13 protein-coding genes and 1 pseudogene are annotated in these 19,624 nt (G+C 51.0%); 7 read left to right on the top strand and 7 right to left on the bottom strand.

Annotated elements, in window-relative coordinates:
- Nucleotides 1–42: 42 nt before the first annotated feature.
- Nucleotides 43–417, bottom strand: a pseudogene (locus ACN0WW_RS09230) (POTRA domain-containing protein); the annotation flags it as partial.
- Between the two features lie 177 nt (nucleotides 418–594).
- Here ACN0WW_RS09230 and ACN0WW_RS09225 point away from each other — a divergent pair.
- The gene (locus tag ACN0WW_RS09225; protein WP_417611701.1) at nucleotides 595–1,977 is read left to right on the top strand and encodes a FecR domain-containing protein; all 1,383 of its coding nucleotides are present in this window, start codon (nucleotides 595–597) and stop codon (nucleotides 1,975–1,977) included.
- A 121-nt stretch (nucleotides 1,978–2,098) separates the two neighbouring features.
- Nucleotides 2,099–4,423 carry an EAL domain-containing protein gene (locus ACN0WW_RS09220; RefSeq protein ID WP_417611699.1) on the top strand — a complete coding sequence of 775 codons (2,325 nt, stop codon included), beginning with the start codon at nucleotides 2,099–2,101 and terminating at the stop codon, nucleotides 4,421–4,423.
- A gap of 94 nt (nucleotides 4,424–4,517) precedes the next feature.
- Here the strand turns inward: ACN0WW_RS09220 and ACN0WW_RS09215 are convergent, their stop codons facing one another.
- Complete coding sequence (locus ACN0WW_RS09215) at nucleotides 4,518–5,792, bottom strand: glycerate kinase type-2 family protein (RefSeq protein ID WP_417611697.1); 1,275 nt, start codon at nucleotides 5,790–5,792, stop codon at nucleotides 4,518–4,520.
- Nucleotides 5,793–5,953: 161 nt separating this feature from the next.
- Here ACN0WW_RS09215 and ACN0WW_RS09210 point away from each other — a divergent pair, with 161 nt between their 5' ends.
- Nucleotides 5,954–7,630, top strand: coding sequence for a sugar phosphorylase (locus ACN0WW_RS09210; RefSeq protein ID WP_417611695.1), 1,677 nt, complete (start codon nucleotides 5,954–5,956; stop codon nucleotides 7,628–7,630).
- On the opposite strand, the gene ACN0WW_RS09205 is transcribed toward ACN0WW_RS09210, so the two are convergent.
- The 4 genes from ACN0WW_RS09205 to ACN0WW_RS09190 form a co-directional block, all read right to left on the bottom strand.
- Nucleotides 7,627–8,841 carry a glucosyl-3-phosphoglycerate synthase gene (locus ACN0WW_RS09205; RefSeq protein ID WP_417611693.1) on the bottom strand — a complete coding sequence of 405 codons (1,215 nt, stop codon included), beginning with the start codon at nucleotides 8,839–8,841 and terminating at the stop codon, nucleotides 7,627–7,629. The genes ACN0WW_RS09210 and ACN0WW_RS09205 overlap by 4 nt on opposite strands.
- Nucleotides 8,842–8,875: 34 nt before the next feature.
- Nucleotides 8,876–9,712: an HAD-IIB family hydrolase gene (locus ACN0WW_RS09200; protein ID WP_417611691.1), complete on the bottom strand. Its 837-nt coding sequence runs from the start codon at nucleotides 9,710–9,712 to the stop codon at nucleotides 8,876–8,878.
- A 54-nt stretch (nucleotides 9,713–9,766) separates the two neighbouring features.
- Nucleotides 9,767–11,395, bottom strand: coding sequence for a GMC family oxidoreductase (locus tag ACN0WW_RS09195; RefSeq protein ID WP_417611689.1), 1,629 nt, complete (start codon nucleotides 11,393–11,395; stop codon nucleotides 9,767–9,769).
- Between the two features lie 444 nt (nucleotides 11,396–11,839).
- A complete protein-coding gene (locus tag ACN0WW_RS09190; RefSeq protein ID WP_417611687.1) occupies nucleotides 11,840–12,022 on the bottom strand; it encodes a helix-turn-helix domain-containing protein in 183 nt (60 codons plus the stop codon).
- Between the two features lie 912 nt (nucleotides 12,023–12,934).
- On the opposite strand from ACN0WW_RS09190, the gene ACN0WW_RS09185 reads away from it, so the two are divergent.
- A complete protein-coding gene (locus tag ACN0WW_RS09185) occupies nucleotides 12,935–14,341 on the top strand; it encodes a GMC oxidoreductase (RefSeq protein ID WP_417611685.1) in 1,407 nt (468 codons plus the stop codon).
- Here ACN0WW_RS09185 and ACN0WW_RS09180 read toward each other — a convergent pair.
- The gene (locus tag ACN0WW_RS09180; RefSeq protein WP_417611683.1) at nucleotides 14,325–15,473 is read right to left on the bottom strand and encodes a radical SAM protein; all 1,149 of its coding nucleotides are present in this window, start codon (nucleotides 15,471–15,473) and stop codon (nucleotides 14,325–14,327) included. The genes ACN0WW_RS09185 and ACN0WW_RS09180 overlap by 17 nt on opposite strands.
- A 361-nt stretch (nucleotides 15,474–15,834) precedes the next feature.
- Between ACN0WW_RS09180 and ACN0WW_RS09175 the strand changes: the two genes are divergently transcribed.
- The 3 genes from ACN0WW_RS09175 to ACN0WW_RS09165 all read left to right on the top strand — a co-directional run bounded on the left by ACN0WW_RS09175 (nucleotide 15,835) and on the right by ACN0WW_RS09165 (nucleotide 19,301).
- Entirely contained in the window at nucleotides 15,835–16,578 is a 744-nt protein-coding gene (locus ACN0WW_RS09175) for a response regulator transcription factor (protein ID WP_417611681.1), read from the top strand.
- A complete protein-coding gene (locus tag ACN0WW_RS09170) occupies nucleotides 16,575–17,921 on the top strand; it encodes a sensor histidine kinase (protein WP_417611679.1) in 1,347 nt (448 codons plus the stop codon). Before ACN0WW_RS09175 ends, ACN0WW_RS09170 begins: the two co-directional genes overlap by 4 nt.
- A gap of 723 nt (nucleotides 17,922–18,644) precedes the next feature.
- A complete protein-coding gene (locus ACN0WW_RS09165) occupies nucleotides 18,645–19,301 on the top strand; it encodes a hypothetical protein (RefSeq protein WP_417611677.1) in 657 nt (218 codons plus the stop codon).
- Nucleotides 19,302–19,624 lie beyond the last annotated feature (323 nt).

The raw sequence follows: 19,624 nt of genomic DNA, 5'->3' as shown, positions 1-19,624 counted from the left end.
GATCCGAACTTCGTCGATGGCACCAGGATCCAGCAGAACTTCGACTACACCGATCTTTACCGATTGAGACGGAATTTGCGCGCTTGCAAAGATATAACCATTGTTCCGGGCTGCCGCTGACACTGCACTCGCCAGATCCTTTAGCAAATCCGGACTGGCTTCCTGACCGATGAATTTCTCGTAACTGGTGGCGATGGATTCCGCCGGAATTTGAGACTGGGAGCTCAGACTGATCGCGCCAATTGTAATTGTGGGCGCTGCGCTGGTGCCAGGAACCTGCGGATCTGGAACGACGTCTGGTGCTGCGATTTCGGCGGCCGACGGTAGGCCGACCGTCCATTCGCCCTGGCTGGTTACGCTTTCAAACGGATTGCCGGCCGGCTGGGCAATAGTAGGTGATGAACAACCACCTATCATGGCCCAGGTCACGATTTTTAATCGCTTTTGCACAAAGAACTCCTGAATACTAAACCATTCTATATTATGAAACAATTATTAGGAATTCCTTAGCAGGCGGGTAGTTTACGGAATATTTAGGGCGTTTTTAAACGCTTTGCCGACGATATATGCCTAAAATGCCCTATGAAGAACTATATGAACCCCGGTATTTTCCGGTCTCAACGTAAAGTGATGATTAAAGATATGAAAAAAGTTCTAGCAATCGCTGCGCTTTTGACGGCCGGGGTCGCTCATGCCGAAACGCCGCAATGGAAGTTGACTGAGCGTACCGGCACCGTAAATATATTGCGGGCTGGCGTTTCAAAGATTGCCATGATGGGTGGCAGTCTCAAAATCGGCGATGTGATCGCAACCGGCGAAAAGAGTCGGGCCGTACTGGTGCGTGGTCAGGAGTTTGTTGTGGTTTCGCCGAACAGTCGCCTGAGAATCAGCGCGCCGAAGCAAAGTGGTGGAATTGTTCAATTTTTCGAAGAGATTGGCAACGTCCTTTTCCGCATCGACAAAAAGGCAACGCCGCATTTTGGCGTAGCAACTCCTTATCTCGCAGCTGTCGTTAAGGGCACGACCTTCAGCGTGACCGTTTCTGAATCCGGTACTGCAGTACAGGTAACGGAGGGTGCGGTCCAGGTATCGACCCTAGATGGCGGAGCGACACAGTTGCTGTCGCCGGGCATGATTGGGATCGTCAATCGCGATCAGCAATTTCGCCTCAACATAACTGGTTCGCACGCACGTACGATTGATTCCCCAAATGCGCCAGCAGGGAGTTCGGACACGCCGGAGCCCATGGATGAGGCAACTTTGGTTGAAATCGCCAATGGTTCGTTTGAAGGAACCATTAGCGCTCCGGTGCTGGAGGCCCCTGTCTCGCTTAGCCAGTTGACGGGCGGGTTGGTCAGCAGCGGCGCACCATCGAATATGTCAACTAAAGTGGCAGCAGTAAATCCAGCAGCGCCGGCGTTTGCCAACGCCAACAATGGAGTGAACAACGGGAATCCGGGTGCTGTGGGTAATGGAAATGGCAATCCATTTGGCAGCCAATCCGACAATTCTGGGAATGGGGCTGGAAATGGCAACGGCAACCCCGGCGGGAACGGCAACGGAAATCCCGGTGGTAATGGTAATGGCAATCCCGGCGGTAATGGTAACGGCAACCCCGGAGGGAATGGCAACGGCAATCCCGGTGGGAATGGTAACGGCAATCCCGGTGGCAATGGTAACGGCAATCCCGGCGGGAATGGTAACGGCAATTCCGGTGGGAATGGTAACGGCAATCCCGGTGGCAATGGTAACGGCAATCCCGGTGGGAATGGTAACGGCAATCCCGGTGGCAATGGTAACGGCAATCCCGGTGGCAATGGTAACGGCAATCCCGGTGGCAATGGTAACGGCAATCCGGGTGGCAATGGCAACGGCAATCCCGGCGGTAATGGTAACGGCAATCCCGGTGGGAATGGTAACGGCAATCCCGGTGGTAATGGTAACGGTAACCCGGGTGGCAACGGCAAAGCTAAATGAGAGTTCCGCGATTGTCTGCGGTTTTCTTGGTCCAGTTCGCCAAACAGACTATTCTCTGCATTAACCCAAAATAGACAGGTGTTCATTAAACGCGGCCGTTAGGTGACGAGCGGAGATATTATTGGCTACTGTTTTTTCCTCTATCAGGGTCACGGCGTTTCGGCTGACGTTTTTACCCTGGCTATTGGCTCTGTTTGCCGGTGTTGGCTTAGTTATTGCCGACTTCGGTAACGACGTGGAGCAGCGCCTTAGTAATGTACGCGCCAATATTGTTGAAAAGCCTGCATCGGGCGATGTCGTCCTTGTCGAGATTGACGCTGAATCACTGCAGAAGACAAGCAACTGGCCTTTCTCCCGTGAGTATTACGCAGTCGCAATAGAAAAGCTCAACGCGGCGGGGGCGGCGCTAATCGCGTTTGACATCGATTTCTCGTCCCAATCGACACCACAACAGGATCAACGACTGGCCGATGCAATCGAAAACTCGGATGCCACGATTATTCTAGCAACCTTTCGCCAGCCTGCATCAACTTTGCGCTCCGACTATGTGGAAAGTCTTCCGATCCCGGTACTGAGAAAGAATGCGTTTTCGGCTTCTGTCAATGTGCATCCTGACAGTCGCGGACAGCTGAACCGCTATAGCTATGGCTTGGCGACAGATGCTACTCCAAGACCGTCGATGGCTAGCATGATTGCGGAAGTCTCTGGCGATATTGATCAGAGTTTCGCGATCGATCAGTCGATCGATCCAGATACAATTCCGCGACTAAGCTTTGTCGACCTCATTAATTCCAATGATTTGCCTGCTCAGCTATTCGGCAAGAAAATATTGATTGGTGCCACAGCGATAGAGTTGGGTGATCGCTATTCGACAGGCCGCTTTGGCATGATTCCTGGCGTCGTTATCCAAGCGATGGCTAGCGAAACGCTCATCCAGGGAACGAATTTACATGATCTTGGAAAATTTCCGGCATTCGCGCTCGCAGCGAGCATCATCTTTCTATGTGTGGCCACTAAAAAACTGTCCTCACGCCGTTTGCTCGGGATCGCTTTTGCGATGATCATCGCGTTGGTTTTTCTACTGCTTGTCGTCGAATATCTAAACTGGTTCACATTTTCAAATGTGCCCGCTCTTTTCTTCCTCGGCGTCTATATGTTGTCCCAAAAATTTTTGACCACAACGACCGCGTTGAAAAACAGTCAATATGTGAACGAAATCAGTGACCTGCCGAATGAGGCGGCGTTGCAGAAAATATTGGCCACAAAGGAATTTGGCTATATTGCTACCGCCCGTCTCGCGGATTTTCGAGAATTGCTGGTTCTGACGAATACTGCTTCGCGCAAAGACTTTTTCCAAAAACTTGCTGATCGGCTAAGCTACCTGGCTCAGGATGAACGTGTTTATCATGTCGATCCGGATATGGTCGCCTGGATTGTTAAAACTGAATATACGCTCGATATTCGGGGACATTTCGACGCCGCTTCTGCGCTGCTGCAGGCTCCGATCATGGCGCACCAAACGAAAATCAAGATCGAGACCAATTTCGGCATTAGCAGTGAGTCTCTTGATCAATCAAAAATTGCTTCTGAACATGCGCTGTTGTCCGGGAAAAAATGGGCTTGGCACGATTCCGAATTCGATGATGCTGTCGGACAAAAACACAATCTCCTGATCGAGTTGGATCAGGCCATTAAAGGTGGAGAACTCGATGTTGTGTACCAGCCGAAATGGGACCTGTCTGCCAACATGCTCGGAGGTGCAGAAGCGCTCGTTCGGTGGCGGCATCAAGAGCGTGGTTTCATCAGCCCGGAACTGTTTATCCCGTTGCTCGAGAAAGCTGGTCGGATTGATGGCCTGACATGTTACGTCCTGCAAAAGACGCTTGATGACCTGACCAATTGGGAAAAGCTGCGACCAGGCTTAAGTTGCTCTGTCAACATTTCAGCCAAACTTTTGGGAGACAGAGATTTCGTCAATAAAGCCATTGGCATGGTTGAAAATTCGAGTGTCGACAATGGGCAGATCGTTTTCGAAGTCACAGAAACTGCAACCCTGAAGAACCCTGAAAAATCAGCGCTTGCGCTGAAATTGATTCAAAGCGCAGGCATCAGAGTATCCATAGATGACTATGGTACCGGCCATTCCACGATGAGTTATTTGCAGCGCCTTCCGGTGGACGAAGTTAAACTCGATCAAAGCTTTGTAAAAACAATGATCACCAATTCCGCCAACCGGGTGATGGTTCTATCGACCATTAAAATGGCTCATGCACTCGGGTACAAGATTGTCGCCGAAGGAATTGAAGACCAACCCTGTTTGGAATTGCTGACCCGCTACGGCTGCGATTATGGTCAAGGCTGGCATATCTCAAAGCCGCTTACGTCAGAACAGTTCGAAGCCGACTGGCTTGATCGCGAAGTTGACGACAGCAGATTGTCCGCCTGATTGGCATTCGCTGGCAGTCGGGTAGGCGGTCGTTCTCAACAGGTCTGCAAGACGCTCTGCCATTCCGTCTCATGCCGAGGCCCCCAAAACAATCTCAGTTGATGAGTAACATTCTCAGATCATTGACGTTGGTTCCGGATGGACCAGTTATCAACAGGCCATTTGCCTTCTCGAATGCCAGATAGCTATCGTCCCGGTTCAGCATCTCGGCGGCATAGTCAGGACCACCCATCGCTTCCAGAATATCAGGCCAGAGAAAAGCGCCAGCATTATCTTCAGATCCATCGATCCCGTCGCTATCTGCAGCAAAACCGCAAATATCAGGTTCTCCTTTCAGGGCCAGCGCACAGGCCAGGAGATAGGCGCTGCATCGTCCACCCCGACCATCCGGATTGCGCACCATTACGGTTGCCTCTCCGCCAGAAATCAATGCCACTTTCCGGCCCTGCGCCTTGAGCGAGAGCGCTTGCAAGGCGTGATCCCGTCCGATTTGTAAGGCATCGCCTTCAAGCGCGTCACCTAGCATCAATATTTCATAGCCATGCGCATCGGCGGCTTTCGCGGCGGCCGCACACATGTCGGCGGGGGTGGCACAAAGTGTCGCGGTTGAGCGCTGCATACGGAGGTCGTCGGGTTTTGGCGTTTCAAGCGTGCCATTTTCTAGCTGAGCCTCGACGCTGGGCGGCAAGGATATCTTGTGTTTCCTGGCGATCGCCAATGTGTCACAGCAGGTTGAGCTGTCGGCCAATGTAGGGCCAGATCCTATCATGGCAATATCGTCACCCGGTATATCGGAAATTGCAATCATATGCGTTGTGGCTGGCCAGGCTCTCGCCGCTAGATGCCCGCCCTTGATGGCAGAGAGATGCTTGCGGACGATATTCATCTCGCTGATCGGCGCACCACTATGCAGCAAGGCGCGCGTCACCGCCTGCTTTTCTGAGAGAGATAAGGACTCGGCCGGAGCAGGGAGCAGGGCGCTCGCACCGCCTGACATCAGGACAAGGAGCAAATCATTCTCCGAAAGCTCGTCGACTGCTGACAAGATGGCTTGAGCCGCTTTCGCACCCGCAGCATCTGGTACTGGATGCGAGGCCTCTATGATCGGGATGTCGGCTGGTGCGAAGCCGGAATGGACATAGCCCTGCCGCGTAACAATCAGGCCTTCCGCTTCATCGGGAAGCCGGTCATAAATCGCTTCTGCCATTTGCGTCGCAGCTTTACCGACCGATAGCAGGTAGGTTCTGCCGGACACAGACGGCCAAGTCAGATCTTTCATTGCATTGGCTGGTAACGCTGGAGCCAGTGCAGTTTCGTATAGCTTTTTCAAAAAAGCTTTTGTGGAATCAGGATTTACTGTTTTATGCACTGCACAATAAAGGCCCGATTGTCCCTGCTGGGTCAAGCAGCTTTTCCGCCCGCTTACCGGAGTGACCCGAAAAAATGAATGATCGCGCTACTATAGATCACTTGCTTCAGCGCCTGGCGGCCCATCTGACTGTGGTGTATCAAGACCATGATTGCTCAGTTTTGGCAGATCGCATTTTCGACCTGTTCTGGCCGGACAAAAGCCAGCTTATCGATCGCAGGAAAATCGCCGAAAAGCATTTGTGGGATGAGAGCGACGTTGCAATCATTACATATGGCGGTACGTTTCGCTCGGATGGCGAGCGGCCTCTGCGGACGCTGCACCGGTTTTTAAAGAAATATATCGGCGAAACAATTGGCGCGGTCCACATCCTGCCATTTTTCCCTTATAGCTGCGACGACGGATTTGGGGTGATTGACTATCTTTCGGTTGATGAAGATCTCGGCGACTGGTCGGATATCGAAGCGATCGCATCCGATTACCGCTTGATGGCCGATCTTGTCATCAATCACGGATCGAGCCAATCGGCCTGGTTTCAGCAGTTCCTGTCCAACGAGGCACCGGGCAAAGACTATTATTATACCGCCGATCCGGCTGCCGATCTCGGGCAAGTGGTACGTCCCCGCGCACATCCTTTGCTGACACCGTTTCGGACTTCGGTCGGGGACCGCTACGTCTGGAGTACGTTTAGCACGGATCAACTCGATTTTGACTTCCGGAATCCGGAAGTTTTGGCCGAATTCATCAAGATTATCCGGGCCTATATCGATCATGGTGTGCGGATATTCAGGCTCGATGCGGTTGCTTTTCTGTGGAAGAAGATCGGCACATCGTCGATAAATCTGGATGAAACCCATGAAATCGTAAGGCTGTTGAGAACGTTGATGGATCACGATGCCGAGACGCTGATCATCATTACGGAAACCAATATCCCCAACCACGAGAATTTGACCTATTTCGGCAACGAGAATGAAGCGCATGTTATCTATAATTTCTCGCTCCCGCCATTGCTTACCCACGCTCTGCTGACCGGGAACGCTCTTTATCTCAAACGCCTGACAAGAAGCAATCCGCCGGCCTTGACCGGGTGTACCTACCTTAATTTCACCGCCAGCCATGACGGAATTGGGTTGCGTCCGACTGAAGGAGCATTGCCGCAGGGCGAAGTTGACCAGATGCTCGCGGCCATACAAAGCTTTGGTGGAAGGGTCTCGATGCGGCGGGGCCCGGGTGGTACGGAGAAACCGTATGAGATGAATATTTCCTACTTTGAAGCGATGCAGGGGACATTGGATGGCCCCGACGAGCATCAGGTGGACCGGTTTATGGCGGCAATGGCAATCATGCTCGCACTGGAGGGGATTCCCGCCCTCTATATTCATAGCCTGCTAGCGACGCCAAATGGATATGAGGAAGTGAACACGACGGGACACAACCGGTCGATTAATCGACGGCAACTCAATTATGACGAGATCGACGGCAAGTTGGCAGACCCCACCACGATAGAAGCCCAGGTGTTCGGTCGAGTTTTATCGCTCGTGGAAATCCGCAAGACACAGCCAGCCTTTCACCCAAACGCCGTACAGTTTACGCTGGCGCTGCCTGAGGGCCTATTTGGTATCTGGCGGCAAAGCCACGAACGAAGACAGAGCATTTTTGCGATCACCAACGTGACAAAGGAAGAAAAGACTCTGTCGCTGGCTGACATCAATCTGATTGCGGGGCATGGATGGTGGGACTTGATTTCTGCTGATAGCATAGCGGATATCGAGGGCGAGTTGACTTTGTCTCCTTACCAATCGGTCTGGATCAGTAACACGTCCCCGAACCCGGTTTAGTCTTCGTTATCCAGCCGGACGGCTTCCTTGAACCGGTCCGTGAAATCGGGAATGGCGCTGTGAATTCGGGTCCAGTTGGCCATGAAGGGCGTCTCGTTGGGTGATTCCAGAAAAACTTCACCGGCCGCCATGATATTTTGGGCAAAGAGTTCGACTGTTGTTTCTTCTTGATGCCGATCAAGCGTCAGGCCGTTCATGACTGCATCATTATAATAGGTCTCTATCCGGTCGAGCGCGATCCGGAAGTAAGTGGCCTTGAGCGTTCGAAAGGTACCATGGGAAAAAATCTGTCCGTCGGTCGCAAGCTTCCGAAAGATAGATTTAGTAATATCGATGCTCATCTTCGACAGGCCCGTTTCCGGATTGTCGTGTGAGACGGATTGATGCTTGTGATCATAATTGTCGGCAATCTCGACCTGACATATCGCTTGCGTGGTATGATTGCGCCACACCTCCGATAAAACCCCTACTTCCAGACCCCAGTCCGATGGTATTCGAAGATTCTTGACGACCTGTCGTCCCATCGCGAACTCGCCGGCCAGCGCATAGCGAAAGCTGTTCAGATAGATTATATAATCATTCGGCTCGCACACCTTTTTCAGGGCTGCCAGCAACGGTCCGATAAGCAGACGCACAACTCGTCCATTGAATTTCTCTTCGGTGTTTCTCGCATAATAGCCCTTGGAAAATACGTAGGGAAAAGACGGATTGGCCACGGGATACATCAGCCGGGCAAGCAATGACCGATCATAGGTGAGGATATCGCAGTCGTGCAGTCCGACTACCTGGGCGTTGGTGGCCGACAGAAAATAGCCGAAACAGAACCATACGTTTCGGCCTTTGCCCGGCTGTGCTGGCGACAGGCCACGTTCTTTCAATTCGTTATCGAGCGCCGTCAGCCGTGGACCGCTATTCCACAGAATATGGTGCCGTTGTGGCAGGCGGGCAAAATATTCCTTGGCAAATTTGAACTGGTCTCGGTCCGCGCGATCGAGCCCGATAATGATGTCATCGAGATAGGGGACTTCGCACAGCTGATCGACAATATGTTCCAGAGCGGGGCCTTCGAGCTCTGAAAACAGGCTAGGTAACACGAGGGCCATCGGATTTGCCGAACGAAACTTCATCAGATCGGCCTCCAGCGATTCCGTGCTGCGGTCGGTTAAATTGTGGAGTGTCGATATGATGCCATTTTGATGAAAGTCCGCCATAGTTTCCCCTGCAGTTACCGAGATTACTGCCTAATCAGCTTTCCGAAAGTATAATACCCAATTCCGCAAAAATTTCCGAGATCGCCATAACCCATCCCTCAGGACCGGGGGCAGGTGCGGTGCGGACATGTAGCTTGCTGGATCGAATGGTGATACCGGCGGGATTGGGCATGATCGTCCCGAAATCCGCGGCTTCGATCATTCCCAGATCATTGGGCCCGTCGCCGAGTGCGATGGAGACGACTTCGTAGTCGGTCTTCTGTTCGATGAAAGACGTTTTTATCAGCGCCATCGCCTGTTCCTTGGTCGCGTGGCCAGTAAAATGACAAAAGCGCCCGCCGCGCTGGATCCGGATATTGGCGTCGGCCATCACCGACCGCAATTGTTCCAATGCTTCGTCCGAACCCGACCAGAGGAAAGGTTCCGATGCTTCCCGTTCCTTGGCCAACATCGACTCATCGGTTCCAAGCCCTGTGGCGTCTGATACTTCAGCTGCAGACATATCGGCGAAACCGCGGATATGCTGCCGCAACGTCTTGGGGAGACCCGCTATCCTGTCCAAAATTTCTGCATATCCGGTTCCCAAGAGGACGACTTGTGGGTCACTCGTCTGGCCGAGCGGATAATCGGGAGGTACATAGATGACGGATCCATTTTCGGTGACGCTAATCGTCTCCCCAATTGCAATCGAATTTTGCAATGACCGCAATTCTGCGCGCGTTTTGCTTGTTATGGGAATAACGGTCCCCATCGACTGGTCAATTATCCGTCTGATCAACACATCAGCCGGTTTCGCCGAATAGCTGTTGTGATCCAGCAAGGTTCCGTCGAGATCAGTAAATATCAGTGGGTAAAGAGGCGATTCAGGCATGATTGAGCATCAACCTACCAGATCGATGTGAATAGGACCACGGCAATCGGAGTCTCAGACAGAGTTGCGGCTCAGGATCATTTCTGCTGCCTTTTCAGCAATCATGATGGTTGGTGCATTGGTGTTGCCAGATGTGATCCGGGGCATGATCGAAGCGTCTGCCACGAACAGATTATTTATACCGTGGACCTTCAACCGATTGTCAACAACTGCCATGTCATCCGAACCCATTTTGCAGGTTCCGCAACCATGATACATGGAGTTCCCAGCAAATTTCACAAAGTTTGATATGTCCTCATCGCTCTCCACATCCGGTCCGGGTACCAGTTCCGCCGCGGTTAGAGCCGAAATAGCGGGCTGCGATAAAATCTTGCGGCCATATTTGACCGCGTCGATATATACCCTGCGGTCTTCCGGTTCGGTTAGAAAGGCCGGATTTATCGCGGGAATGTCATCTGGATTGTTGCTTTGAATATGCGTGTGACCACGGCTTTCCGGCCGCATCTGGGTGAACATGAACGTAAAGCCGGGCTGATCCTGCAACTTGTTTTTCTTGGCCTTCTCGGGGTCCGTTTCGCCGGAGAACGGAAAGAAATGGATCTGGATATCATTTCGCTCCAGCTCTTCCCGAGACTTGAAATAGCCCTGAATATGGAAGCCGCTGTTGGACAATATCCCTTTGCGCCGCAGCCCATATTTCAGGAGTTGCTTGATCAGCTGCAAGCCTCTTGCCTGCTCGTTCATCGATACAGGCTCGCTGGCACGGCATACAAAAGGCACCATATAATGTTCCTGCAGGTTTTCCCCGACGCCGGGCAATTCATGACGTGGTTCCACGCCATTTTCTTTCAATATCGCCGGATTACCGATACCGGAAAGCTCCAATATTTGAGGGCTGGCAATGGCACCGGCTGACAAGACAACAGCACGGCTGGCCAGCGCATCCTTTCGTTGCCCATCTTGTACGTATTGGACGCCGCGCGCATTTTTGCCGTCCAGTATGATCTTCTGGGCCGAAGCATTGGTTGCAACAACGAGATTAGGCCGATGACGGGCTTGTTTTAGAAATGACCGCGCGGTGTTGCATCTTGTGCCATCATTGGTGTTGATCTGGAAATAGGAAATACCATCCTGATCTCCGCGGTTTACGTCTTCCGCGAGCGGCATCCCGGCTTGCTGACCGGCCTTCAAAAAGGCCTCGCTGAGCGGATTCTTGTCCTCCATGTCGGCGAGATGCTCGACATGCAGGGGCCCAGTCGTGCCATGCCATTGATCCGGCCCGCGCGCATGGCTCTCTGATCGCATGAAATAGGGTAGGACTTCCGACCAACTCCATCCCGGGTTTCCCGCTGAAGCCCAATCATCATAATCTTTTGCCTGACCCCGGACATAGAGCAGTCCATTGAGGGCACCGCTGCCGCCTATCACCTTGCCGCGCGGATAGGCAAAGCTGCGACCACCGCTACCTTCGATTTCCTGCGTATGATAGGGCCACTGCACGCTTGGATTGTCGAGCGTATATGCGTAGGCCCCAGGGACGGCGATCGACCAGTAGCCGTCATCGGCTCCCGCCTCGAGCAGCAGCACCTTGTTTTGGGCATCAGCGGATAGACGGTTGGCCAGCACACAGCCAGCAGATCCCGCGCCGATAATGATATAGTCGAAATTTCCTGTCGCAGCCATATTTCCGCCCATCTTTCTTCAGCCTGAAGGCATAATGGGAAGGCCGGTTTACCATACTGCTATTAATGCCAGCATGGCGTGTTTGGGTTTTGGGTTGCCAATTAGTCTGTTCGTCCAACCGGCCAGCACCGTGGCGTGCACTTTGCGTGGCACCTAACCCTTGTTTTCGGGAGTTTGTGCAAAAATGAGTTACTGTCAGGAAGGGGTTCGCATTGCCATTCAGGTCAGGGATTGTGGCGGACAGGGTGGGATTAAGAAAACATTTGCAAGTATTTGTAATGACTTGCAGGTTATCAAACCCAGATCTTCGTTACCACACCTCTTCCCACACGCATCCGCCTATGGTCAAAACCGGTGTGATATTCTTATGCGCGAAGCGCACAATCTTGTCCAGATTTTCCTACAGTTTTCTAAACTATGATGCCGGTTGTTTAACCTGATATGTCAGGAGCCGCGTCGCCGCTTTTTATTGATGAAACGCCTAAGACTTTCGGTCAGAACCAGCGTGGATGCGCCAAGCTTGATGATCTCAATCTCACCGCTGGCGATGAGCAGATAGAGCGTGCTGCGGCTGATTCCGGTAAAGCGGCAGGCATCGTCCACCCGCATGCTAATAGGCTGCGGCAAGTTCGCTTCGTATAATGGGTGTCCCGACCTAGGCGGCATCGACAGCGATCTCCAGCTTCAAGCGAGTGATGACGGGCCGGTGGGTCCAATGGGGGAGGAAAGGTCGGCCCGCCACCGATCCTCTTATCGCTTGAACGTCTGTTGATATTCCACATGACAATTCTTCGCTGCGCTATCCAATATAACGCCTGAGAAAACAAAACCGAATGAGTGTTTCCGGAAGGTATTTACATTCTGTTGCCAAGGTTGGGGACGAGAGTTCGAATCTCTTTGCCCACTCCATTTCTTTCAATGACTTAACGACAATTTCGATGCTACCTGAGATTACTTAGGTAGCTTATAGGTATCGCACGACCCTATGTGATGTAACGCGCTTCTATGAGAAGCCGATTACGAGAAGCTTACCTTCCTCATCGCCTATCCATTGCCCAGGGATATTATCCTAACCGGGGTATCGCGATGCTTTATCTCGTAGGAGAAATCGTGATGAGGAAATATTCTAAGCGTCAGTGCAAGCAGCTCGCCTTCGGACTAACCGCTGCACATCGCACGACAGAAAAAGGTCTAGGAATTCCTAAAGCGGGTCAGACCCCGTTCGAGCTAAGTGGGCTAGCTTGAACCCGAAGAGATCGACTGTCTCCAAAAGTGGCTGGATCACAGTGAGGGACCGAACTGTCTTAAGGTTTCTGACAACATCAATTCATCAAAAGGCCAGCAGCTTGATCCAGATTCTCTCGCCAGCCGAGCTTTTTAGAAGCACCTTGATCGACTATCCCCACCGATGAGCTGAAGTTGCTAAAGTTTGGGGGCTCCTGAGGTTATGATTTCCGACATGCGGGTTGAATATTGTATTCTTTAACCTGACTATATTCGTGATTTCGCTATAATGAGAAGATCATTTATCGCCAATTTATGTATATTAGAGACAATACAAGTTTTCAAATCCAATCTCCCAGCGAACCCAAAACCCTTATCGTTGGCGCTGGATTTTGTGGATTGGCGATCGCTCAAGCACTGGCCGATATCGACGGACTTATCGTCGTTGATGCCGGGTCAGCCTTTGCAGAACCTGCTAAATGGGACAAATGTGCGGGTACTGAACCCCTAATCGGAGAAAAATATCGCGCCCGCGGTTTTGGGGGAACTGTGGCTTTGTGGGGAGGTTATGTCGCTTGGCCGGAACAAGATGATATTGATTGCAAAAAGACAGATGGCAGTAATATTTGGCCCGTCAGGTACAGTGAATTATCTTCTTGGCGCAGAAAGGCAGAAGCGGCTCTGGGCCTCTCAGAAACTGCAGACGCAGAGGGAATTGCCAAAGCATGCGGCATTGCAAATGCGATTAAGGATTGCGGTCTTTCACCTCGCCTTTGGCGTTTCGTACAGACTTCAGCCCCCAAACGGCCATCAAAATCAGTACCGATTTTCTTGAATACGGTCTTGCAGGAGTTGATATTCTCTAGCGATGATAAGCAAGTAGTAGGCGCATCTATCCGGTGTTCGGAAGGACAGCGACATGAATTTCCAATCCGCCGAGTTATTTTGGCAGCTGGCGGGCTTGAAAATGCGCGCATCTTGCTTTCAGCAGATCAAGAAAACCGGAAACGTTTCTCTTCCTGGTTAGGGCGCGGCTTCATGGAGCATATTGTTCAGGAAGTGACAGGGCTTGTGGTTCCCAATGAATCTTGGATGGGTAAGATTCACAAGCGGATCAACCAAAATGATTGCGGCGAGAAAGCACTAGCTCTGGCATTACCAAGAGCTTTGAGGGAAAAAGAAAAGTTGCCCCACGCCATCCTGCATCCTTTCTATCACTCGGCGAACGGGGCGATGTCGCTCGGGTTGATGGCCGAACAGCGTCCACGAACGTCCAACCGTATCTCTTTAATCAACAAAATGAACGATGATGGGATACCTAGGCTCTCCATTAGTTGGGCAATAAGCCCTGTCGATCGCGAATATATGTCTCGCAGCCTCATGTTTTTTGAACAGTCACTATTATGCGCTGGCGCAGTTAATCGTGCTGCGGGTAAATGGGCCAGTCTGTGTGATCATGCTTTTTCACCTCCATGGTGCGGCCATCATATGGGGACGACGCGAATGGGATCGTCAAAATCTAATTCGGTGACAAATAGCGACGGACAAGTCCACGGGGTTTCCAATTTATTTGTTTCGGGTAGTAGTGTTTTTCCTACAGGTGGTTGGGCAAACCCTACACTTCTTTTGTTGGCGCTCGCGCTCCGGCAGGCTTCGTTCATCCGAAATGAAGAGAATGTGGGTAGAATGCCGCCTGTCAGTCTGCTCAATCCTGTTCGATAGCGCTCAGAAGATGCTCTGCTAGAGTTTGAACTTGGACTCTGCACTCTGGCGTTTCATCTGCGTCAAATCGACCATAACGTCTGTGTTTGACGAGCGCGTATCCGGAAGGGCAAACTGAATATAAACCACATCTTTGATGGCAGGCATTCTCGCCAGCAACGAAATCTCTTTGAATGTTGCTGAATTTTGATGATGTTTTCATCGCATCAAAGTTGTCTTCTGCAATGTTACCGATAATTAGGCCTTTATGGTCACCATATAGGTCGGCATGCTGATCTCCGGTCAGGCCCGCGTGAAAAGTTGAAATATCTCCATTTGAATCGACATTTATCGCTTCAAAAGCGCGTATGCCAATGGGATGAATATCATTGCCGAAGCGCCTTAAACGGGCATAGAATTCGGTAAAGTTTCTGGGAATTATCGCTTCCGATCCGTCAATATCGATGCGCTCAATCCATCTTTTTAGAAACGGTCCATAAAGTTTTGTAGCAGTTACCGAATCAAGAGTTCCTCGCACGTCGAAGTCGTCGGGCAAGTTAAAGCGAACTTGATCAAAAAGCGCTCTGTGGTCATGCAAAAAGTCATAAAGTCCATCGGGATCTTTCAAAGCGGGTTTCCCGAGCACCACGATAAGATCACAACTGATTCCGGCACGATTGATCAACCTGAGTCCTCGCAATGTTGCCGCATGTGATCCACGACCGCCCCAGTTGCGCCGGTACTCGTCATGAAATGAAGGTGGTCCATCGCAACTTACGCCAAGGTGAAGCCGATCCCTCTTGGCTAGATCATTCCAAAATTCAGTCCATTGATCGTTGATCAAAGTCGCATTGGTTTGGAAGCCGAACCGGACACGGCACTTTGAACCAGCATTTTCCAAAATCTGTTCAATTCTCGCGACTGCATCTCGATAATATGAGACCGGCAGCACAAGAGGTTCGCCAGAATGCCAGATACATTCAAGCTCCTTTCCGATAAGATCGCTAGCCACAAGGCGATTAAAGACCGTCGCGACGGTCTCGAGACTCATCGTCGCACCCGTTTTGCGCGCACTTTGCTTGATATAGCAGTAACTACAGTTGAGATTGCACTTTGTAGTTCCCTGTAGAATTAGAAGTTTCACGGGTCCCATAGCGGAATTCCTCTGGTTGCGGAGGGACCGATCATCCCTCCGCCAACAATTTATTTTTTCATTTGAGGGCCCCAAGATGTCATCTTTGTGTTGTGGCTCGATCCTGCAGAAATTTGGCTTTGCGAACCATTTTCTTTGAGGATTTTTGCGGCATATTTGAGCCGTTTATCAATAGTTATGGTCATAAATATTTTGTCCTTTCTTAATGGACAGCCGATGTGGTGCCCGATTTTCAGATCCCTCGAAAGTCTCAGGATAAACAGATGCTAGGATCAGGCGACAGGCAAAAAAACTCACCATTGCAGTGAGGTTGCGTGGTGGCTGTCGCCAAAACTCATATTTGTAGATATGGTTGGTCCGTATGGGCGACGAAACGAATCATCTGGAATCGAGGGAGTTGACCACGGCCTTGCCCGCCTCGTTATTGTTGGTGGAAGATGAAGAATATTTTGCGTCTAGGATCAAAAAGATAGCGCAAGCGGAAGGCTGGCTTCTTCGACATTGCTGGACTTGGGAAGATGGTCTGAACACAGCATTGCATGGCGGCCATGATCTCCTGATTTTGGACCGAATGCTTAACGATGGTAGTGGAGATGCTCTCTCCCTAATTTCGGAACTACGCCGTCAGGAACTAAATCTGCCGACGATAGTCTTGAGCGCGATTGGTAGCAGCCTGCAGCGTACGCGCGGTTTTTCAGCGGGCGCTGATATCTATCTGGAAAAGCCCTTTGAGGATGCAGAATTGGCCGCCGCAGTTGCCGCTATTTTGCGACGCTATGGTTACGGCAGATCGAAAGGCGCAATTTTTCAATATGGGGGACTGGAATTGCGATTGCATAGCGAGACAGCAAGTTGGCGCGGGCTGGCGTACACACTTTCTCCGCAGAGCTTCGCAATTTTGGAATTGCTTACGCGTGGTCGCGGCGGTTGCGTGTCTCGTAAACTTCTGTGGCATCAGATATGGCCGGAATGGCGGGCTGAGCCACAGAATGACGTTATCGACCAAGCTATTTTCAGATTACGGCAGGAGATGAAGAATGTCCCAGACGGTCCACAAGTAAAAACTATAAGAAGACGCGGTTATAGTCTCAATATTCAATCATGAAATATTCATGGCTGCGATGGTCAAAAGATCCGGTTTATGCCGTGATTCCAGCCTTAGCTGGTATGTTCATTCTAACCATCCTTCTTTCAGGTCTGGCGATCGATCGTGCTGTTGATCGGTCGGAGTATGACGAAGCAGCTCGAAACGTTCGCCAAATATCAGATGAGTTGAAGAGCCGAATGCCCAGCATGGGTGCACTCGCACCAATTGACGATATCGATCGGCGGCTGTCTGTCGACCGCGCTAAAAATGATAATATGATTTACTCGGTCCGGCGAACTGATGGAACAATCTTAACCGGAAATCTTGTATCTTGGCCTTCCAGTGTACCGATCGCTGAATTGTTTGATTTCTCACCTGAAGGTCAAGAGCTTATGGCGGTGGGATTTGTCGAGCGATTCGGGGGCGACTTTGAAATGCTTGTCGCTCGAAAGCTTGAGTCTAAGAAAAATATACAAAATTCGCTGATCGCCATTGTTGTAGGAGCCGTTCTTCTAAACATCGCTTTGGCTTTTTTTCTGGTGCGCCATACCCACCGCCGCACTAGTGCCACCGTGGCAGGAATCGCAAGCGCTCTCGACGAAGCCACGGCAGGTGCGTTTTGGCGTCGGCTGACGGAACCACCCGAATCTGATTTTGCCTTGATTGTTCGCCGGATCAATCTGCTGCTTGCCAAGGTTGAAAGTTCAAACTTGGCACTTCGGCGGCTTGGAGCCAATATTGCCCATGAATTGGTCAGGCCGCTAGAACAAGCGATAACTGAAGCAGAGGCCCTAGCTGAGCATTCCGAAGATAAACGCCTGCCCGAACAGTTGCTGGACCGCCTCGACGACATGTCGGCAACATTTCACGGCTTATTGTCACTTGCCGAAATAGAGGTTGGCAGAGAACAAGATGATGCTTTTTCGGTGTTTGATATTAGCGCCGCAATTCAAGAAGTCTGTGATCTTTTTAAAGATACAGCGGATCAAGCGAGAACTCTGCTGGTTTTGGATCTAATGCCGGTCGAAATATTTGGTGATCCCTGGCTGGTGCGGACGGCAATAGGAAATCTCGTATCGAACGCGATCAGATACGGCCCAAAAGGTGGGCAGGTTCTTATTGGCGTTTGTCGGGAGGGTAGAGACTGTCTTGTCAGCATCAGCGACGAAGGACCCGGCTTAGGGGGACGATCACCAGCAACATTATTTGCAGATCTTAGGAACAGAACCGAGAAGACCGATACGAAACATGGATTGGGATTGCGCCTTGTTCAAGCGATAGCGCTTCGTCATAATGCTCGCCTAGCGTTCAAGGAAGAAGGTGCCGGCTTATCCGTCAGTTTGATTTTCCCATGCGAATAACGGATCGTGCGGCCAAGAGTATTTTGGCGTGTGGAATCATATTTTTTGCTGGATGTTCTACCAATAATACGAATGTCAAGATCGACGAAGTGAGGCGTTCGTCGATCGCGGCTATGATCTCAGGTTCCGCCGAAAATCGTAAGAATTCGTCCGAAATTGAGTCGTTGATAGGGATTAATCATGTTGTCCGAGAGCCGGTCATTGGAAATGATGATTTTCGTCCTTCTGATGTTGCAGAGATAATTACACCCAAAAATATTCTGGGTGCCGGCATTGAGGGGGAGGTTGACACCTTACGGGGATCGGTTTCGGGGCCAAGTGAATCCTTCCACGCATTACCACCTCGTCAAAATGCGGTGTTTCATATTGCTTTCCGGCGTGAACAGTCTGCTCTTGTTATGATTTCCAGTACTGCGGGCAAAATGACACTTCGAGTGACTGACCCCGTATCTGGGAGCCGCTGTCGTGACTCTATAAGGCGTGGAGTCGCGATTTGCCGAATGGTAACAAACAAGGCCACCAAATTAGCCATCCAAGTCTCGAACGAGAACGAAAAGCGAGTAGTCTACTCTTTACTAGTTAACTGAAGCGAGAAAGATCATGCTTTGCTCCCTCACTTTGCTTTGATCGCTGGCCAAAGATTCTCAACCTTACTTTGATGGTGATTTGAATCGCAGAATTCAGGATATTACGGTTCCTTCCAGTCAGCAGAGGAGAACCGAAATGGCAATTAAGAATTTTTCTTGGCTCAGCTTGCCAAAATTGTTGGTCGTTGTCGGCCTATTGCTTGGACTTGGCAAGCCAGGCGCCGTTTCAGCCCAATCAGTCGTTCTTTTGACGCCCACTGAACATTTGTTTGCGGGAATGGGGCGCTCAGCTGGACAAGCATTGGGAAATCTGGCTCAAATCAGAGGGCAGGCGGCAGCTTTCGAGAGAAAGATCGGGGATGCAAGAACTGCTTTTGCCCAATGCTATCCAAAATGTTCAAAGGCCGTGAAGGAACAGTTGGGCAATGCGCTTTTTGAAAAGGATATATATTATCTGGATCAGCAAACATTGAGGCCCGCAAATGTGCTTTTTGGTAACGGTGCCGAAGCCGACTTCTGGCACGAGGCAGCCAAAGACTATTGGTCAGGCATCAGGGGAGGCGATGCTGATGGTAGCATAGCCCGTGAATGCAAGACTCAATTCCAAAATTGGACCAACGCGTTCATGAACGCGCTGCCGAAGGACAATGCAACTGCCCGCCTCAACCAAAAGATTCGGCAAGCAGCTCTGCAAAAAACACAAAATGCATTTCGCCCTTATCACCGATGCCGGGACAAGTTGGAAATCTCGCGCGCGCAGAAAGCGGGAATGTTTTTAGACTGGGGAGGTTGAAATGAAACGGATAGCAGGCGATTTATCTATTTGGGGCAGCATAGCATTGATATTTTTTGCTATTCCAGCATCGGCACAATCAGGCCAGCAAAATTTCCGGAAAGCATGCATACTTGGTCTGCAGTTGGATTATCGCGCGAACAGCTCCCGGCCACCGTCATCTTCTAACCTCGCCAAAGTTTCCTCTGGGTAAGCGTGGCGAGGACGCCGCCTTGTCAGCGTGATTTTTTGGCCTGAGCGGCTTTGTCGGCGGCGCGGCGTTTGGCGATAGCGCCGATCCTGAGCTTTGCGTCGCGTTCGTCGATCTCGTCGGGATCGAAAGG

It is taken from the genome of Parasphingorhabdus sp., assembly GCF_048269865.1.
Classification (GTDB): domain Bacteria; phylum Pseudomonadota; class Alphaproteobacteria; order Sphingomonadales; family Sphingomonadaceae; genus Parasphingorhabdus.
Note: the sequence above shows the minus strand (reverse complement) of the source record. Positions and strands in the feature narration are given on the sequence as shown.

Bases quoted from the DNA above. Each gene is read 5' to 3' on its own strand.
- ACN0WW_RS09225 (WP_417611701.1), top strand. From the start codon at position 595: ATGAACCCCGGTATTTTCCGGTCTCAACGTAAAGTGATGATTAAAGAT.
- ACN0WW_RS09205 (WP_417611693.1), bottom strand. From the start codon at position 8,841: ATGGCGGACTTTCATCAAAATGGCATCATATCGACACTCCACAATTTA.
- ACN0WW_RS09200 (WP_417611691.1), bottom strand. From the start codon at position 9,712: ATGCCTGAATCGCCTCTTTACCCACTGATATTTACTGATCTCGACGGA.
- ACN0WW_RS09195 (WP_417611689.1), bottom strand. From the start codon at position 11,395: ATGGCTGCGACAGGAAATTTCGACTATATCATTATCGGCGCGGGATCT.
- ACN0WW_RS09185 (WP_417611685.1), top strand. From the start codon at position 12,935: ATGTATATTAGAGACAATACAAGTTTTCAAATCCAATCTCCCAGCGAA.
- ACN0WW_RS09180 (WP_417611683.1), bottom strand. From the start codon at position 15,473: ATGGGACCCGTGAAACTTCTAATTCTACAGGGAACTACAAAGTGCAAT.
- ACN0WW_RS09175 (WP_417611681.1), top strand. From the start codon at position 15,835: ATGGGCGACGAAACGAATCATCTGGAATCGAGGGAGTTGACCACGGCC.
- ACN0WW_RS09170 (WP_417611679.1), top strand. From the start codon at position 16,575: ATGAAATATTCATGGCTGCGATGGTCAAAAGATCCGGTTTATGCCGTG.
- ACN0WW_RS09165 (WP_417611677.1), top strand. From the start codon at position 18,645: ATGGCAATTAAGAATTTTTCTTGGCTCAGCTTGCCAAAATTGTTGGTC.